This is a genomic window from Xanthobacter sp. DMC12 (assembly GCF_056314105.1).
This window is the reverse complement of sequence record NZ_JBQUYZ010000001.1, coordinates 884,358-900,611: the sequence shown is the minus strand read 5'-3', so window position 1 is coordinate 900,611 and position 16,254 is coordinate 884,358. Positions and strand designations below refer to the sequence as shown.

At 69.2% G+C, this 16,254-nt stretch carries 12 protein-coding genes; 8 read left to right on the top strand and 4 right to left on the bottom strand.

The window, feature by feature from the left end:
* Positions 1-138: 138 nt before the first annotated feature.
* Both ACT535_RS04150 and ACT535_RS04145 read left to right on the top strand, forming a co-directional pair.
* Positions 139-1,530: a tetratricopeptide repeat protein gene (locus ACT535_RS04150; protein WP_476363451.1), complete on the top strand. Its 1,392-nt coding sequence runs from the start codon at positions 139-141 to the stop codon at positions 1,528-1,530.
* A 13-nt stretch (positions 1,531-1,543) separates the two neighbouring features.
* Positions 1,544-2,566 (top strand): FecR family protein, encoded by a 1,023-nt coding sequence (locus tag ACT535_RS04145; RefSeq protein WP_476363450.1) that lies wholly within the window; start codon positions 1,544-1,546, stop codon positions 2,564-2,566.
* Between the two features lie 6 nt (positions 2,567-2,572).
* On the opposite strand, the gene ACT535_RS04140 is transcribed toward ACT535_RS04145, so the two are convergent.
* Positions 2,573-3,751 (bottom strand): hypothetical protein, encoded by a 1,179-nt coding sequence (locus ACT535_RS04140; RefSeq protein WP_476363449.1) that lies wholly within the window; start codon positions 3,749-3,751, stop codon positions 2,573-2,575.
* Between the two features lie 233 nt (positions 3,752-3,984).
* Here ACT535_RS04140 and ACT535_RS04135 point away from each other — a divergent pair, with 233 nt between their 5' ends.
* The 6 genes from ACT535_RS04135 (at position 3,985) to ACT535_RS04110 (ending at position 11,232) form a co-directional block, all read left to right on the top strand.
* A complete protein-coding gene (locus ACT535_RS04135; RefSeq protein ID WP_476363448.1) occupies positions 3,985-4,992 on the top strand; it encodes an ABC transporter substrate-binding protein in 1,008 nt (335 codons plus the stop codon).
* Between the two features lie 202 nt (positions 4,993-5,194).
* On the top strand, positions 5,195-5,977 hold the full coding sequence (locus ACT535_RS04130) for an ABC transporter ATP-binding protein (RefSeq protein WP_476363447.1): 783 nt from the start codon (positions 5,195-5,197) through the stop codon (positions 5,975-5,977).
* Between the two features lies 1 nt (position 5,978).
* The gene (locus ACT535_RS04125; protein WP_476363446.1) at positions 5,979-6,755 is read left to right on the top strand and encodes an ABC transporter permease; all 777 of its coding nucleotides are present in this window, start codon (positions 5,979-5,981) and stop codon (positions 6,753-6,755) included.
* 4 nt (positions 6,756-6,759) lie between these two features.
* Entirely contained in the window at positions 6,760-8,175 is a 1,416-nt protein-coding gene (gene xdhA / locus ACT535_RS04120) for a xanthine dehydrogenase small subunit (RefSeq protein WP_476363445.1), read from the top strand.
* Positions 8,172-10,466 carry a xanthine dehydrogenase molybdopterin binding subunit gene (xdhB, locus tag ACT535_RS04115; protein WP_476363444.1) on the top strand — a complete coding sequence of 765 codons (2,295 nt, stop codon included), beginning with the start codon at positions 8,172-8,174 and terminating at the stop codon, positions 10,464-10,466. The genes xdhA and xdhB overlap by 4 nt, the downstream gene beginning before the upstream one ends.
* Before the next feature lie 193 nt (positions 10,467-10,659).
* Positions 10,660-11,232 (top strand): invasion associated locus B family protein, encoded by a 573-nt coding sequence (locus tag ACT535_RS04110; RefSeq protein WP_476363443.1) that lies wholly within the window; start codon positions 10,660-10,662, stop codon positions 11,230-11,232.
* Between the two features lie 92 nt (positions 11,233-11,324).
* Here ACT535_RS04110 and ACT535_RS04105 read toward each other — a convergent pair whose 3' ends face one another.
* From ACT535_RS04105 to ACT535_RS04095, 3 genes are all read right to left on the bottom strand, one after another.
* Positions 11,325-13,241, bottom strand: coding sequence for an AsmA family protein (locus ACT535_RS04105; protein WP_476363442.1), 1,917 nt, complete (start codon positions 13,239-13,241; stop codon positions 11,325-11,327).
* Between the two features lie 130 nt (positions 13,242-13,371).
* The gene (locus tag ACT535_RS04100) at positions 13,372-15,093 is read right to left on the bottom strand and encodes an ABC transporter permease (protein WP_476363441.1); all 1,722 of its coding nucleotides are present in this window, start codon (positions 15,091-15,093) and stop codon (positions 13,372-13,374) included.
* A 6-nt stretch (positions 15,094-15,099) separates the two neighbouring features.
* The gene (locus ACT535_RS04095; RefSeq protein WP_476363440.1) at positions 15,100-16,125 is read right to left on the bottom strand and encodes an extracellular solute-binding protein; all 1,026 of its coding nucleotides are present in this window, start codon (positions 16,123-16,125) and stop codon (positions 15,100-15,102) included.
* Positions 16,126-16,254: the final 129 nt, after the last annotated feature.

Below are 16,254 nucleotides of genomic sequence, written 5' to 3'. Positions count from 1 at the left end.
ATGCTTTTGCCCTCCGGAAATGCGCATGAATCCTTAGCTTGGTGGGTGACGTGGAATCCCCTTCCGTCACACGCAATGGTAAGGATCGCTTTACGGGCAAGGGGCGGGGCCTTGCCAGCAAGAGCCGGATGGTCAGGCATGCTGGTAAAGCGGTACAATACTCGGGGTGCGGACCCGAGCCGGGGTGGCTTGGGCGCGCGGGCGGCCGTGCGTGGCGCGGTGCTGGCTGCAGCTCTGTGCGCGATGATGGGGCCGGCGCTGGCGGCGCAACAGACCGCACTGGCGGACGCGGACCCGGAATTCAACGCCCTGTTCGATCAGTCGCTAAAGCGTCCGGCGGACGTGGATCTCGCTTTCCGCCTCGCCCGGCGCGCGGTGGAGGTCGGCGACTACGAAGCGGCCATCGGCGTCTACGAACGCATCCTTTTCTACAATCCCAAGCTGGTGCGCGTGCGCCTCGAACTGGCGCGGCTCTATTACCGGCTGGGCGCCTACGAATCCGCGCGGGCCTATTTCGAGCCCATCGCCCAGTCGCCGGAACTGACCGGCCAGGAGCGGGACAACATCGCCGCCTATCTGGTGGAGATCGACCGCCGTCTTTCCACCAATCAGTGGAGCGTCTACGGGCAGGTGGGCGTGCGCTACCAGTCCAACGCCAATTATGGCCCCTCCAGCCGCCTCGTGATCGGCCAGGACGTGGGCGCGCTGCTGCCGCCGAGCGCGGCCGCGCAGGCGGACGGCAACGCCTTCGCCCTCGCCTCCATCCGCCACGTCTACGACTTCGGCAACCAGCGCGGCGATGTCTGGGAAACCAACCTCAATCTCTATTATTCGCAGCAGTTCCAGCTGCAGCAGCTGAACCTCGGCTTCGCCGAGTTCAACACCGGCCCGCGCTTCGCGCTGGCTCCGGATGCGCTGCCGGGCTCATCCATCCGCGCCTATGTGCTCGCCGGCGGCGTGGCGCTGGGCGGCTCGGGCTATCTCGGCACCTACGGCGCGGGCGTCTCGCTCTATCTGCCCTTCAGCGCCTGGTTCGGGCTGGAGCCCTTCGCAGAGATCCGCCAGCGCGACTACCAGTCGTCCCAGGATTATCCCACCGCCTCCTTCCAAAGCGGCGAGATGTGGACGGTGGGCGGCAACGCCTTCGGCCGCATCACCGACGACTGGCGCTGGCGCGCGCGGCTGTCCTACAACGACGCCTCGGGCGACCTGCCCTGGTATTCCTACAACACCTTCGCGGTGGACCTCGCGCTGCCCTACGAGTTCCAGGGGCCGTGGGGCGTGAAGCGCTGGATCGTCATCCCGAGCGTTGGCTACACGCGCTACAATTACGACGCGCCCAACCCGTTCATCACCAAATTCATCACCGAGCAGGACAACCAGTACCGGGTGGGCCTTGCGCTCGACATGCCGGTCTACGAGCAGTGGGGACTGCTGACGCAGGTCCAGTACAGCTGGTCCACCTCGACCTTGCCGAACTATGCGTTCGACAATTTCAGCGTTTCCATCGGCCCGAACGTGCGGTTCTGAGGAGCAACGCATCATGCCCATCAGCACCCCCGCCCGTCTCCTGGCCCGTCTCCTGGCGTCCGTCGCCTCCCTTGCCATCGTGGCCGCCACCGGACCGGCCCTCGCGCAGAACAGCGTCGGCACGGCCGCCGCGGTCAATCCCCGCTCCACGGGCAATGCCGGCTCGGGCGTGCGGACGCTGGAACTCGGCTCCAGCATCATCCACCGCGAGCGCATCGAGACCAGTTCCGCCGGCAGCGTGCAGGTCCTGTTCGTGGATAAGACCACGCTGAACATCGGCCCCAACTCGAACCTCGTCATCGACGAGTTCGTCTACGATCCCAACGCCAAGGCCGGATCCATGGCGCTCACTCTCACCAAGGGCGCGGCACGGTTCGTGGGCGGCAATGCCAGCCACACCGGCGGGGCCGAGGTGAAGACGCCGGTGGCGACCATCGGCATCCGCGGCGGCGTCGCGGCCATCATCCATCGCGATGGCGAGACCCAGGCCATCCTGCAGTTCGGCACGCTCACAGTGGTGGGGCCGGGCGGGGAGACGATCATCATCCGCCGGCCCGGCTTCATGGTCACGGTGGGCCGCGGCGGCATGACGGGGCCGGTGCGGGTGTCGCAGGCGCAGATCGACGCGGTCATCGCGCAGACCCGCAGCCAGACCGGCCAGAATGGTGGGCGCCGTGGTCCCATCGCGGACATTACCGGCCTCGACCGGGGTTCCAGCCATCCGTGCGGCGTGCCGGTGCAGGGCCAGACCACCATGGATCTCGCGGCGGCCACCTGCCGGTCGGTGAACACCCAGCTCCAGGGTGAGGCGGACACCATCGCCCAGCAGGCCTCCCAGCAGAACCAGGGCAACCTCGTCATCCCCGTCACCCCGCCACCCTATGGCTATGGTGGCGGCGGCGGCTTCCCCGGCGGCTATGGCGGTGGTGGCGGCTTCCCCAGCTTCCCCAACCTGCCGACTTTCCCGAACATCCCCGGTTTCCCGGGCGGCGGGCCCATCGGCGGCGGTGGCGGCGGCGGGCCGATCGGCTACTGAGCGATCCTAGAGGAGCGCGCGGCAGCGTTCCGTCAGCACGTCCAGCGGATCGCGGGCGGCGAGTTCCGCCCGGTGCATCCGGCCGGCCGCCGCGGCGATCATGGCCATGTCCCTGTCTTCCAGCGCGGCCAGAACCGGCTCAGGCGCCACCCGCGCATCGGGATGGAACAGGGGGAAGTTGCGGCTGATCCCTGCGGCGGCGAGCGCTTCGCCGTTCAGCCAATGCTCCACATGCACCGAGAAGGTGACCTGCGGCACGCCCGCCGCCAGCGCATCCGCCGCCACGCCGGCGCTGCCCTGATGGATCAGCAGGCGGCTGCGGGCCATGGCCTCGGCCATGGACACCGGCCGTCCATGGACGGTGGCCCCGGCGGCCGAGAGCGGCGCGAGCCATGCGGGATCGACGCCGGGCACGAAGATCTCCAGCCGTGGCGCCAGCGCCATCAGCACGGCGGCCACGTCCGGGCGCGAGGCCACGTCGGTGTGGATATAGGCAAAGACGGTGCGGGCGCCGGGCGAGGCCTCGCGCATCGCCTCGGCCATCACCGGCCCTTCCGCCTGCCGGCTGCGCAGGTCGGCGTAAGGGTCGAGCAACTGGAAGCTGCGCACGAAGGCGTCGTCACCGGTGAAGAGGGCGCCGATGCGGTCGATGGGGGCAAGGCTGTTGTCCGCCAGTGCGGCATTCACCGCCGCCACCACCTCCGCATCGGTGTGCAGCGGCGGCACGAAATCATGGAACACCGGCATGGTCTCTAGCTCGGCCGGTGGAAGGCAATAGGCCGTGCTCACCTGCATCACCGGGCAGCGTCCGCGCGCCACAAGGCCAGCGAGGGGGGCATAGTCACAGACCATCAGGTCCGGCCGCTCGGCATCGAGCACATCCAGCCAGGCGCGCAGCACGGGGCGCACGCTGTCGGGGTCGCGCAGGCCGACGCGGGCGAGGCTGTCGGTCAGTGTCGCGGACGCCGGGATGTGGTCGTTGGCACGGGGGGCAGGGGCGGGCCATGGCGGCGCCTGGAGGAGGCGGATTCCCGCTTCGGCCAGCGGCCCGGCATTCTGAAGGTGGCGCACCGCGGCCACCACCTCAACGCCGGCATCAGCGAGCCGCCGGCCGAGGCGCGCCAGCTGAATGGTATGGCCGAAGCCCGCCCCCTGCTCCCAGGCGAGCAGCACCCGCCGCGTCATCGCCGCTCCTTCTGAAGGTCACCGATGGATGGCCCAAGCCGCCACGCCTGTCCAGCCGCGGGCGATGCTCACTGTCTAAGCAATCTGCCGATCTTGAGGGCAGGCGCTGTCTGCCTCATCGTGCGGCAGTCGCCGATCCCCGCTGCTGCCGGCGCGCCCCGCCTGCCGCTACGGCGTGATGGGCCGCTGGCATGGCGGTTGCAGTCGTCGCAGCGAAACCGAGGAGCCTTTTCATGAGCCTGATGCGTTCCGTTTTCGCCGCGGTCCTCGCCACCCTGGCGGCGGCGCCGGCCTTGGCCGAGACCGACGTGAAATTCGCGCTCGACTGGAAGTTCGAGGGGCCGTCCGCGCCTTATTTCGTGGCGTTGGACAAGGGCTACTACAAGGCCGAGGGCCTCAACGTCACCATCGACAGCGGGCCCGGCTCGGTGGCCGGCATCGCGCGGGTGGCGGCGGGCACCTATCCCATCGGCTTCTTCGACATCAATTCGCTCATGAAGTTCCGCGACCAGAACCCGGACAAGGCGGTGAAGGGCGTGCTCATGGTCTATGACGAGCCGCCCTTCGCCATCGTCAGCCTGAAGAAGACCGGCATCACAAAGCCGAAGGACCTCGAAGGCAAGATCCTCGGCGCCCCCGCGCCGGACGGGGCCTTCGCCCAGTGGAAGGCCTTCGTGAAGGAGAATGGCATCGACGCCGAGAAGGTGAAGATCGAGAACATCGGCTTCCCGGTGCGCGAGCCCATGCTGGCCGACGGCAAGGTGGACGCCATCACCGGCTTCTCCTTCTCCTCCTTCTTCAACCTGCGCCAGAAGGGCGTGCCGGCGGACGACATCGTGGTGATGCTGATGTCCAAGTACGGCCTCGTGCTCTACGGCAACGCCATCATGGTCAATCCCGACTTCGCTAAAGCCCACCCCGAGGTGGTGAAGGGCTTCGTGAAGGCCACCATCAAGGGCATCATCGACACGGCCAAGGATCCCAAGGGCGCCATCAAGTCCGTCATGAAGCGCAATGAGACGGCCGACGAGGCCATCGAGCTGGCCCGCCTCGAAATGGCGCTGAAGGACAACATCGTCACCGACTGGGTGAAGGCCAACGGCATCGGGGACGTGGACCCGGCCCGGCTGGCGAAGTCCATCGACCAGGTGGGCATCACCTACGACTTCAAAGCCAAGCCCACCGCCGCGGACATCTTCACCAGCGAATATCTGCCGCCGGCGAGCGAGCGGAAGATGTGAGGTCATCTCGTACCCCGGACGCATGCAGCGCGAGCGGAATGCGAGCCGGGGTCCAGCGCAAGGGTGCGCCGGAGGCGACCTGACCTGAGGCTGCCGGGGCGATCGCCGGCTTCGCCGACCTTTCTCCTGGACCCCGGATCAGCGCTCCACCTGCGGTGTCGCTTGTCCGGGGAACGGCCGACGCCGAACCGAAAGGCTTCCCGTGATCGTCCTCGACAACGTGACCCTCACCTATCCCGGCCGCACCGGGCCCGTGACGGCGCTCGCCGGCACCACGCTCACCGTGCGCAAGGGCGAGTTCGCGGCGGTGGTGGGGCCTTCGGGCTGCGGCAAGTCCACTCTGATGAAGCTCGTCACCGGCCTCATCCGCCCCACCGCCGGCACCGTCTCCATCGATGGCAAGGAGGTGAAGGGGCCGGTGAAGGTGGCGGGCATGGCCTTCCAGCACGCCAACCTGCTGCCATGGCGCACCGTGCTGCAGAACGTGATGCTGCCGCTGGAGATCGTCGAGCCCTACCGCCGCCGCTTCTCTCGCGACAAGGCCGAGTTCCAGGACAAGGCCATGGCGCTCCTCAACGTGGTGGGCCTCGGCGCCTTCGCCGATCGCTTCCCGTGGGAGATGTCCGGCGGCATGCAGCAGCGCGCCTCGCTCTGCCGCTCGCTCATCCATCGGCCGGCGCTGCTGATGCTGGACGAGCCCTTTGCCGCGCTCGACGCCTTCACCCGCGAGGAATTGTGGTGCGTGCTGCGCGACCTCTGGCAGGAGTTCGGTTTCACGGTCATCCTCGTCACCCACGATCTGCGGGAGGCGGCCTTCCTTGCAGACACGATCCACGTCATGAGCGCGCGCCCCGGTCGCATCGTGGAGACGCGGCAGGTGCCCTTCCCGCGCCCGCGCGATCTCGATGTCTGCTACCGGCCCCAGTTCACCGAACTGGTCCACGAGTTGCGCAACAAGATCGCCGAAGTGCGGCAGGCGGCGTGACATGATGAAGAAGCTCTCTGTCGAGAACCTCGCCCCCGTCTACTTCACCGTCGCCTTGTTCGTGATCTGGGAGGCGGCGTGCCGCCTGTTCAGGATCGATACCTTCATCCTGCCGGCCCCCACCGAGATCTTCGCCGCCATGGTGAAATACTGGTGGCCGCTTTTGAAGAATTCCTTCGTCACGCTCTGGACCACCATGGCAGGCTTCGCCATTGCCGTGGTCTTCGGCATCGCGCTGGGGGTGGTGGTGGGCTGGTCGCGCACCATCTATCGCGGGCTTTATCCGGTGATGATCGGCTTCAATTCGGTGCCGAAGGTGGCCGTGGTGCCGATCCTCATCATGTGGTTCGGCATCGGCGAGGTGCCGGCCATCCTCACCGCCTTCCTCATCTCCTTCTTCCCCATCGTGGTGAACGTGGCCACCGGCCTTGCCACCACCGAGCCGGAGCTGGAGGACGTGCTGCGCGCGCTCGGCGCCTCCAAGCTCGACATCATGCGCAAGGTTGGCATTCCCCGCACCGGACCCTATCTCTTCGGGGCGCTCAAAGTGGGCATCACGCTCGCCTTCGTGGGCGCGGTGGTGTCCGAGACCATCGGCGCCAATGCGGGGGTGGGCCATCTCATGGTGCAGGCGGGCTCCAACTTCCAGATGCCGCTGGTGTTCGCCGGCCTGATCTCCCTCGCCATCCAGGGCATCCTCATGTACGCGGTCTTTGCGGTGTTCGAGCGCCGCATGGTGGCCTGGGCCTTCCGCTCGTCCCAGAGCGCGGGAGGCTGAGGGCGTGGCCATCGCCTTCCTCCTGAACGGCGAGCGGATCGAGGTGGCGGACGCCGCCCCCTCCATGACGGTGCTGGACTTCCTGCGCACCCGCGAGCGCCTAACCGGCACCAAGGAAGGCTGCGCGGAAGGCGATTGCGGCGCCTGCACCATCGCCATCGGCCGTCAGGAAAGCGGGGCGGCGCGCTGGCAGGTCGCCAATTCCTGCATCCTGCTTCTGTCCCAAATCGACGGCACTGAGGTGAAGACGGTGGAGGGGCTCGCCGGCGCGTCCGGCCTCCATCCCGTTCAGACCGTGCTGGCCGAGAGCGACGGCACCCAGTGCGGCTTCTGCACGCCTGGCATCGTCATGTCGCTGTATGCGTTCACGCAGGGGCGCGCGGACGGTCGGCCGGTGAGCGATGCCGACATCCACGAGGCGCTGGCCGGCAACCTCTGCCGCTGCACCGGCTATCGCCCCATCGTGGATGCCGCCCGCGCGCTCTGCGCCGCGCCGCCGGTGACAGAGCCCGAGTGCATCCCCCCGATTGCCGGCACCCGTATCGCGGGGCAAGGGGAGCTGCATCTGGTGCCGCAGACGCTCTCGGAACTCGTGGCGCTGCGCACCGCCTATCCCACCGCGACGCTGATCGCCGGTGCCACCGACCTTGGCCTCATCCCCGCCAAGAAGCGGCGCGGCTTCCCCCTCGCTATCTCCACCCGCCGCGTCGCTGAATTGAAGCAGATCGGATGGGAGGGCGGCCACCTCGTCCTCGGCGCCGCCGTCACCTATGCGGACGGGCTGGAGACGGTGGAGGCGGCCTTCCCGGCCTTCGGCGCCCTCATCCGCCGCATCGGCTCGCGGCAGATCCGCACCATGGGCACCTTCGGCGGCAATCTTGGCACCGCCTCTCCGGTCGGCGACACGCTGCCGGTGCTGCTGGCGCTCGATGCGGAGGTGGAGCTTGCCGGGCCGTCCGGGATGCGGCGCAAGAGGATCGCGGATTTCCTCACCGGTTATCGCCAGACGGCGCTGGCGCCGGACGAGGTGATCGCCGCGATCCGACTGCCCCGCCTCGCGGAGGGCGAAGCGCTCTGCGCCTGGAAGCTCTCGCGCCGGTTCGATCAGGACATCTCCACCTTGCTCGGCGCCTTTCGCGTGCGAGTGGAGGGCGGACGTCTTGCTGATCTGGCCGCAGCCTTCGGCGGCATGGCGGAGCGGGCGAAGCGCGCGCCGGCGCTGGAAGCTCTTCTTACGGGCGCGCCATGGACCGACGTTCCGCCCGTTGGCATCGAAGCGGCCCTGGCCGCAGACTTCGCGCCCCTGTCCGACCACCGCGCCAGCGCCACCTACCGCCGTGCCGCCGCCGCCAACCTCGTGCGTCGCCTGCATCTGGCAACCACGCGCCCCGGCGTGCCGCTGGAGCTGGAAGCGCTATGACCCGCGCCGTCCATGTCCCCGCCCGGCACGAAAGCGCCAACGCCCATGTGAGCGGCCGCGCCATCTATCTCGACGATATGCCGGAGCCGCCCGGCCTGCTCCACGCCGCTTTGGTGCTCAGTCCGCATGCCCGTGCCCGCATCGTCTCCATCGACCTCTCCGCAGCCCGTGCTCTGCCGGGCGTGGTGGCGGTGGCGGCGGGCGACATTCCCGGCGTCAACGACATCGCCCCGATCCGCACCAACGAGCCTCTGCTGGCGGCGGGCGAGGTGGACTACGTGGGCCACCCCGTCGCCGCCGTGGCCGCGCCGACCCTCGATGCCGCCCGCGCCGCCGCCGCTCTAGTGCGGGTTGAGTATGAGGCGCTGCCGGCGTTGCTCGATCTGGATTCCGCCTATGAGGCCGGCGCCCGCGTCGGGCCGGACCAGCAGGTGGGGCGGGGCGATGTGGCGTCCGCGCTGGCCGGCGCGCCCTTGCGCCTTTCCGGCGAGGTCCGCTGCGGCGGCCAGGACCATTTCTATCTGGAAGGGCAGATCGCCATCGCCGTCCCCGGCGAGGACCGGGACATGCAGGTTTATTCCTCCACCCAGCATCCCACCGAGGCCCAGCACGGCGTCGCGCATGTGCTCGGCCTGCCGTTCGCGGCGGTGACGGTGGAGGTGCGTCGCATGGGTGGGGCGTTCGGGGGCAAGGAGAGCCAGGCCACCATCATCGCCGCCATCGCAGCGCTGCTCGCCCACCACGCCGGAAAGCCGGTGAAGCTGCGCCTGCCCCGCGAGGTGGACATGGAAGCCACCGGCAAGCGCCATCCCTTCCGCGTGCGCTGGGAAGCCGGCTTCGATGCGGACGGCCACATCGCCGGGCTCGACATGGAATTCGCCGCCGATTGCGGCAACGTGGCGGACCTCTCGCCCGCCGTTGTCTCCCGCGCCCTGTGCCACGCGGACAATTGCTATTTCATTCCGGCCACGCGCTTCCGCGGCGTGCTGGTGAAGACCAACACCGTCTCCAACACCGCCTTTCGCGGCTTCGGCGCGCCGCAGGGCATGCTCGCCATCGAGGCGGTGATGGACGAGATCGCTCGTCACCTCGGTAAGCCGATCGAGGTCGTGCGCGCCGCCAATCATTATGGCGACGCCCCGCGCAACATCACGCCTTACGGGCAGGAGGTGGAGGACAGCCTCATCGCCGAGGCCATGGCCCTCCTCGACGCCAAGGCGAACCTCGCCGCATGGCGCGCAGAGATCGACGCCTTCAATGCGCAGAGCCCGGTGATCCGCAAGGGCCTCGCCACCATGCCCATCAAGTTCGGCGTCTCCTTCAACCTGACGACGCTGAATCAGGCCGGGGCGCTGGTGCATGTCTATATGGACGGCTCCGTCCACCTGAACCACGGCGGCACGGAGATGGGGCAGGGGCTGTTCGTGAAGGTGGCGCAGGTCGTCGCGGACGCCTTCGGCATTCCGCTCGACCATGTGCGCGTCTCCGCAACCAGCACCGCGAAGGTGCCCAACACCTCCCCCACTGCGGCCTCCTCGGGCTCCGACCTCAACGGCATGGCGGCGCTGATCGCGGCGAAGGAGATCCGAGGCCGCATGGCGGGCGTGGTGGCGGCGCATTTCGATGCGGCGGTGGAGGACGTGGTGTTCGCCGAGGGACGCGTGAGCGTGGGCAACCGCAGCCTCTCCTTCGGCGAAGCGGCGCACATGGCGTGGCAGCAGCGCGTGCCGCTCTCCGCCACCGGCTTCTACAAGACGCCGAAGATTCATTTCGACATGGCGAAGTCGGAAGGGCGACCTTTCTACTATTACACCTATGGCGCGGCTGCGGCCGAGGTGGCGGTGGATTCGCTCTCCGGCGCGGTACGGGTGCTTCGGGCCGAGATCGTGGGGGATTGCGGGCGCTCGCTGAACCCGGCCATCGACATCGGCCAGATCGAGGGCGCCTTCGTGCAGGGCATGGGCTGGCTCACCTGCGAGGAGCTGAAGTGGGACGCCGCCGGTCGCCTCGCCACGCGCGGCCCCTCAACCTACAAGATCCCCGGCTCGCGCGACGTGCCGCCGGTGCTCAACGTCCATCTCCTCGACAAGCCCAATGCGGAGGAAACGGTGCTACGCTCCAAGGCGGTGGGCGAGCCCCCGCTGATGCTCGCCATTTCCGTATGGCTCGCCATCCGTGACGCCATCGCCGGCCTGCCGGGGGAGGGGCCGGTGCATCTGGATGCCCCAGCGACACCGGAGCGGGTGCTGGCCTCCGTCGCGGCGCGGCGAGAGGGCACCGCATGCGCGTGAACGCGGGGCCGGAAAATGGCATCTGGACACCGTGATCGCCCGCCTGTCCCGTTGCGAAGGGAGCCGCGCGCGCCGTCTTCCCCAGTGTCAGCGTCGGCGGCCACCGCAATTTGCGTTGCCTGACGGGCCCGCTGTCGGATATGTCCCGCCAATGGCACCGCTGCGGGGCGCGGGTGCGATTGAGAGGACGTAAATGATGGCGCTTATCGGTCTCATCCCTTCCTTCCGTCTCTCGCTCCTGTCCGCTGTCTTTGCCGCTTCGGCCTTCGCCCTTCCCGCCGTCGCCCAGACGGCTGCCGCGCCGGCTCCGGCCGCTGCGCCTGCTGCTGCTCCTGCCGACCCCACCGAGACCCACTCGGTGCACGACGACTGGACCGTCCGCTGCAAGGGCAAGGACGACAAGCGCGGCTGCGAGGCGGTGCAGACGCTGCAGACGCCCGATCTCGCGCACATCCTCGCCCATGTGGCGGTGCGGGCCGAGAAGAGCGGCCCGGTGCGCCTCATCGTCCTCACCCCGCCCGGCGTGTGGCTGCCGTCCAACGTATCTCTCAAGGTGCCCGGCGTCGCCGATGTGGTGTTGACCTTCAAGCGCTGCGGCCAGCATTGCGTCGCCTCGACCGAGCTGACGCAGGATCAGCTCGCGGCGCTCAAGGCCAGCTCCGGCAAGGGCGATATCGTGTTCGAGAACGGTTCGCGCCAGCCGGTCATCCTGCCGCTCTCGTTCAAGGGCCTCGGCGCCGCCATGCAGGCCAGCCTCAAGGGCTGATCCGTCCGGGGACGTCACAGACATCAAAAGGCCGGCGCCAATGCGCCGGCCTTTTTCATGTCTGCTGCTTGTCTCGGCTTCCTGCGAGGCGCTCAGTTCGCCGGAGGCTGCTGGGGGTCGGCCGCCGACGCGCCGCCATCCATCGCCCGCTCGGCTGCGGGCGCGGTGAGGCGGCCCTTCACTGCCTCCAGCAGCGGCAGGGCTGCGCCCGAGCGTTCGATGAGGCTGAGCGGATCGGCCATGATGCTTGGCTCGTCCCATGGCCCGCGGACGCTGAACGGCAGGTCGATCGCGCCCGTCTTCGCGCCCTTGGTCGCCGGCAGCGCGGCGTGGCCGGCGAGATCCAGCGCGCGCTGGGCGATGGAGAGCGAGCCGGTCATCTCGATCTGCGCGCGCGGCCCGCGCATGGCCAGTTCCTCGATGGTGCCAACGCCGTCGTTGATGGCGATGCGGCCGTTGAGATCGGCGAAGGCGGTGCGGCCACCGCGCCAGTCGCTGGCGGCGGAGAGCGGGCGGCGCTCGATCCGCTGCAGCAACTGCGCCACGTCGAAGCCGTTGAGATAGCCGTTGGACGCCGTAAGAGCGGCGCTGCCCTGAAGGTTCGCGGCGATGTCCTGGATGCTGCGTCCCGCCCCCGTCACGTCGAGCTGGAGGGTGCCGGTGCCGTCGATACGGCGAAAGCCGCCGATGTCATCGAGGGCGCGGGCGAGTTCCACGTCGGTCGCTTCCGCCTCGAGCCGCAGTTCCGCGCCCGGCCGTCGCGTGTGGGTGCCGGAAGCGTCTGCAGCCGCGGGTGCCAGCGTCAGGGAGGCGCGCAGCAGTCCGCCCCAGCCATGGGCCTCGCCGATGGCGAGCACGAGCCGGCCGGCCGAAAGGACGGCGCTGGCGGCGACGGTGGACAGCGCGGTGTCGCCTACATCCACCCGCGCCGCGGAGAGTCTGAGGTCGAGGTCGCAGGCGCCGAGGGCGGAGAGATCGACCGGTCCCCGGTCCCAGCCCTGCCGCTCGCCGCCGGTCAGGCGCATGGCGCCGTATGGAGCAAACGTGATGTGATCGGCGGCAAACGTGCCCTGGATGAGCGGGCGCGCGCCGGAGACCTTCACCAGAAGGCCGCCATCGCCGCGGTTGCCGTCGAGATCGACGCTTGCCTCGGTCAGGGCCACCTCGCCCTTCTCCAGCTTCAGGCGGGAGGAGAGGGAGAACGGCCCGAAGCCGCTGCGGGTCGGCGCTTCCATGCCGGCCCAGTCGAACAGGTCGCGCAGTGAATCGGCATCCGCCGTCACCGCGCCGTCCATGGTGGGCGCCTTGCCGAGCGCGGCGCGGCCGTGGAAGCGGGCCTTGGCGCCGTCCGTCGCAACGGAGACGCGCATGGGCGCCGGCGTGCCGGCCATGAAGGCGGTGATGTCGTCGATGAACAGCGTCGCGTTCACCGGCTGCTCGCGCCAGTCGAACTGGATGGCGACGGCGATGCCCGCGCGGTCGAGCACCCGGTCGAGGCTGGCGGTGATGCCGCTCACCAGCTCGCGGGTCAGGCCGCTGCCGCTGCGCCACGCGATGGTGCCGTCGATAATACGCAGCTCTGGCCGGTCGGTGGCAGCAAGCACCGGCGCGATGCCGAGCGCGGGCGCCATGCCTTCGCCGGTGAGCACGAGGGTGGGGTGCTCGACGATCACGTCGTTCACCGCCACCCGCCCGGCTGCGAGTTCGAGCAGATCGAGCCGGGTCACCACGTTCTCGGCGTCGAGCGACTGGCCGGCGGGGAGCGGGAAGCTGACCTTTCCGAGCACGACGCGGGGGGAGGGGAAGAGGCGGATCGACGGCTCGCCGAGGATCTCCACCTTCTGGCCGGTCGAGCCGGCGAGCGCCTGCGCCGCAACCCGGCGGAGCTCGGCGGCCGGCACCAGGAAAGGCAGCACCGCCATGGCAACGAGCAGCAGCGCAGCGCCCGCGCCCAGCGCGGATGCAGCGATGAGCCCGGCCCGGCGGGTGTTCTGGCCGACACGCAGCATGAAGATACAGAGGTCTCCGAGGGAGCAGGCGGGGCGATGCGCGCGACGCCTGAGGCCACGTTGGATCGTGGCCGCACCTTTAGCGGGCTCTGTGTCGCTTTGATGGCTGGGGGGCGGACGGGGCGGCCGGCTAGTCGCGGGCCGAGGCGCCGCCGCGTGCGCCGTCGGAAGAGGCCGCGAGGGCGGACGAGGTCATGCGGGCGAGGAGCATCACCGGCCCGAGCCCGATGAGCAGAATCACCAGCGCGGCCAGCGCACCGTCCTCATAGGTGCCGCGCGCCGCCTCGCCATAGACGTGGGTCGCCAGCGTCTCAAGGCCGAGGGGGCGCAGCAGGAGGGTGGCCGGCAACTCCTTCATGGCATCGACGAAGACCAGCAGGGCGGCAGTGGCGAGGGCCGGCCGCAGCAGCGGCAGCAGCACCCGCCGCACTGTGCGCGGCTGCGACGAGCCGAGGCTGCGGGCCGCCATGTCGAGGTGCGGGGAGAGCTTGGCGAATCCCGCTTCGATGCCGCCGACGGGAATGGCGAGGAAGCGGATGGCGAGGGCCATCACGAGCGCCGCCCCCGAGCCCGACAGCAGGAGGCCGGTGGAGATGCCGAACGCCTGCCTCATCGCCCCATCCACCACGTTGTCGAAGCCGGCGAGGGGGCTGAGCAGGCCCACGGCGAGCACCGTGCCCGGCACCGCATAGCCGAGGCTCGCCACCCGGGCGAAGCCGGAGGCAAGCGGCACGCGCGTCAGCCGCTGTCCCAGCGCCACCACGAGGCCGAGGCCGAGGGCGAGGGTCACGGTGCCGGCGGCGAGGGCGGCGGTGGTCGCGGCTTCGCCGACGATTCGGGTGGGAAAGCCGGTCTCCGCCATCCGCCGCGCGGCCGAGATGGAGAGGTGCAGCAACGGCACGAGAAAGCCGAGCATCACGGGCAGGGCGCAGAAGGCGGCGGCGGCGAGGCCCTGGAGCCCGGTCAGCCGCAGCGGCGCCTGCGGCCGGGCCGAACCGGTGGCGACGAAGCGCCGGGCCCGCCGCGCCCATCGCTCCAGAAGAATCAGGCCCAGCACGAGGGCCAGCATGACGAGTGCAATCTGAGCCGCGCCGGGCAGGTTCGAGCGGTTCACCCAGGTGGAATAGATGGAGACGGTGAGGGTGCGCACACCGAGGAATTCCGAGGCGCCGATATCGCCCAGCACCTCCAGCAGCACCAGCGTCAACCCTGCGACGATGGCCGGGCGGGCCAGCGGCAGGCCGATGCGCAGGAAGGCGCGCCAGCGGCTGGCGCCCAGTGTGCGCGCCACTTCAAGCGCGGCCGCCGACTGCAGCACGAAGCTCGCTCGCGCGGAGAGGTAGACATAAGGGTAGAGCACGGCCGAGAGCACGAGGATGCAGCCGCCGGTGGAGCGCACATCCGGCAGGCGCAGGCCGCGCGGGCTGGAGATGCCGAGCATGGCGCGCAGCGCCTCCTGCACCGGCCCGAGGGGGTGCAACACATCGAGATAGGAGAAGGCGACGATGTAGCCCGGCACTGCCAGCGGCAGCAGCAGCGCCCATTCCAGCACCGAGCGGCCGGGAAAGGTGCAGGTGGCCACCAGCCACGCGCACGGCACGGCCACCACCAGCGTCATCACACCCACGCCGAGTACCAGCAGCCCGGTCTCGGCCAGCGCATCGGGCAGCACGGTGGCGATGAGGTGGGGCCACATGTCGCCGGACCCGCGCGCGGCGATGCCGGCGAGGGCAAGAAGCGGCAGCATAACGAAAAGAGCCACCACTCCCGACGCCAGAAGGAGCGGGGAGAGGTGGCGGGGGAGGCGGAGCCGCGTCGTGCGCGGCTCGCCGGTCAGTGTGGTCTCAGCCATCGGCCGTCAGTTGTCGAAGCCGACCTTGTCGATGAGCTCGCTCGCGCGCTTGCGGTTCTTGGCGATGTCCACCAGCGGGATGGGATCGACCTTGAGCGGGCCCAGAGCCCCGATGATGGGATCGACCTCGGCGGAGGTGATGACGGGATATTCCATGTTCTGCTTGGCGTAGACCGCCTGCATCTCGGGCGAGATGGCGAATTCCAGCAGCTTCACGGCCGCGTCCTTGTGGGGCGCGTTCTTGGCCACGGCGGCGCCGGAGACGTTCACATGGGTGCCGCCGCCCTGGAAGGTGGGGAGCAGAACGTTGATGCCATCGCCCCACTTCTTCTGATCCGCACCGCCCTTGCCCGAGCGCATCAGGCCCACATAGTAGGAATTGCCCACGGCCAGATCGCAGATGCCGCCGAGGATGTCGCGGGCGCCCTCGCGGTCGCCTCCGGCGGGCTTGCGGGCGAGGTTCGCCTTGAGGCCGCGCAGCCACGCCTCGGCCTTCTCCTCACCGTGATGGACGATGTAGGCCGCCACCAGCCCCACGTTGTAGGGGTGCTGGCCGGAGCGGATGCAGACCTTGCCCTTCCATTTGGGGTCGGCCAGATCCTCGTAGGTGATGGCCGAGAGTTTCACCTCATCCTTCGCCGTGTAGACGAGGCGGGCGCGCAGGGAGAGGGCGTACCAGTTGCCCGCCGGATCGCGCAGGTTGGCGGGAATGGCGGAGAGGGCAGGCGACGTCACCGGCTGGGTGACGCCGGCATCCACCACGTCGAGCAGGTTGCCCACGTCCACGGTCATCAGCACGTCCGCGGGGGAGGCGGCGCCCTCGGCCTTCACGCGCTCGGCGAGGCCATCCTTGATGAAGACGCTCTTCACCTCGATGCCCGTCGCCTTGGTGAAGGCCTCGAACAGGGGGGCGGCAAGGCCGGGCTCGCGGGTGGTGTAGACGTTGACGACCTGCTGGGCGCTGGCGGTCTGCGCCGCGACAAGCAGTGCGCCACCGGCGAGAAGGCTGCGCAAGAGATGAAGGCGACCCATTGAAATCCCCACACGCGGGCTCGGAACGAGCACGACAAGACTGCGGAGAATTGGCTAGCCCGGGGCGTTACGAAGGGTCAATGAAGAAGGGTGTGAGGCCGGAAACATTGGAAATTATCTAATTCCGAA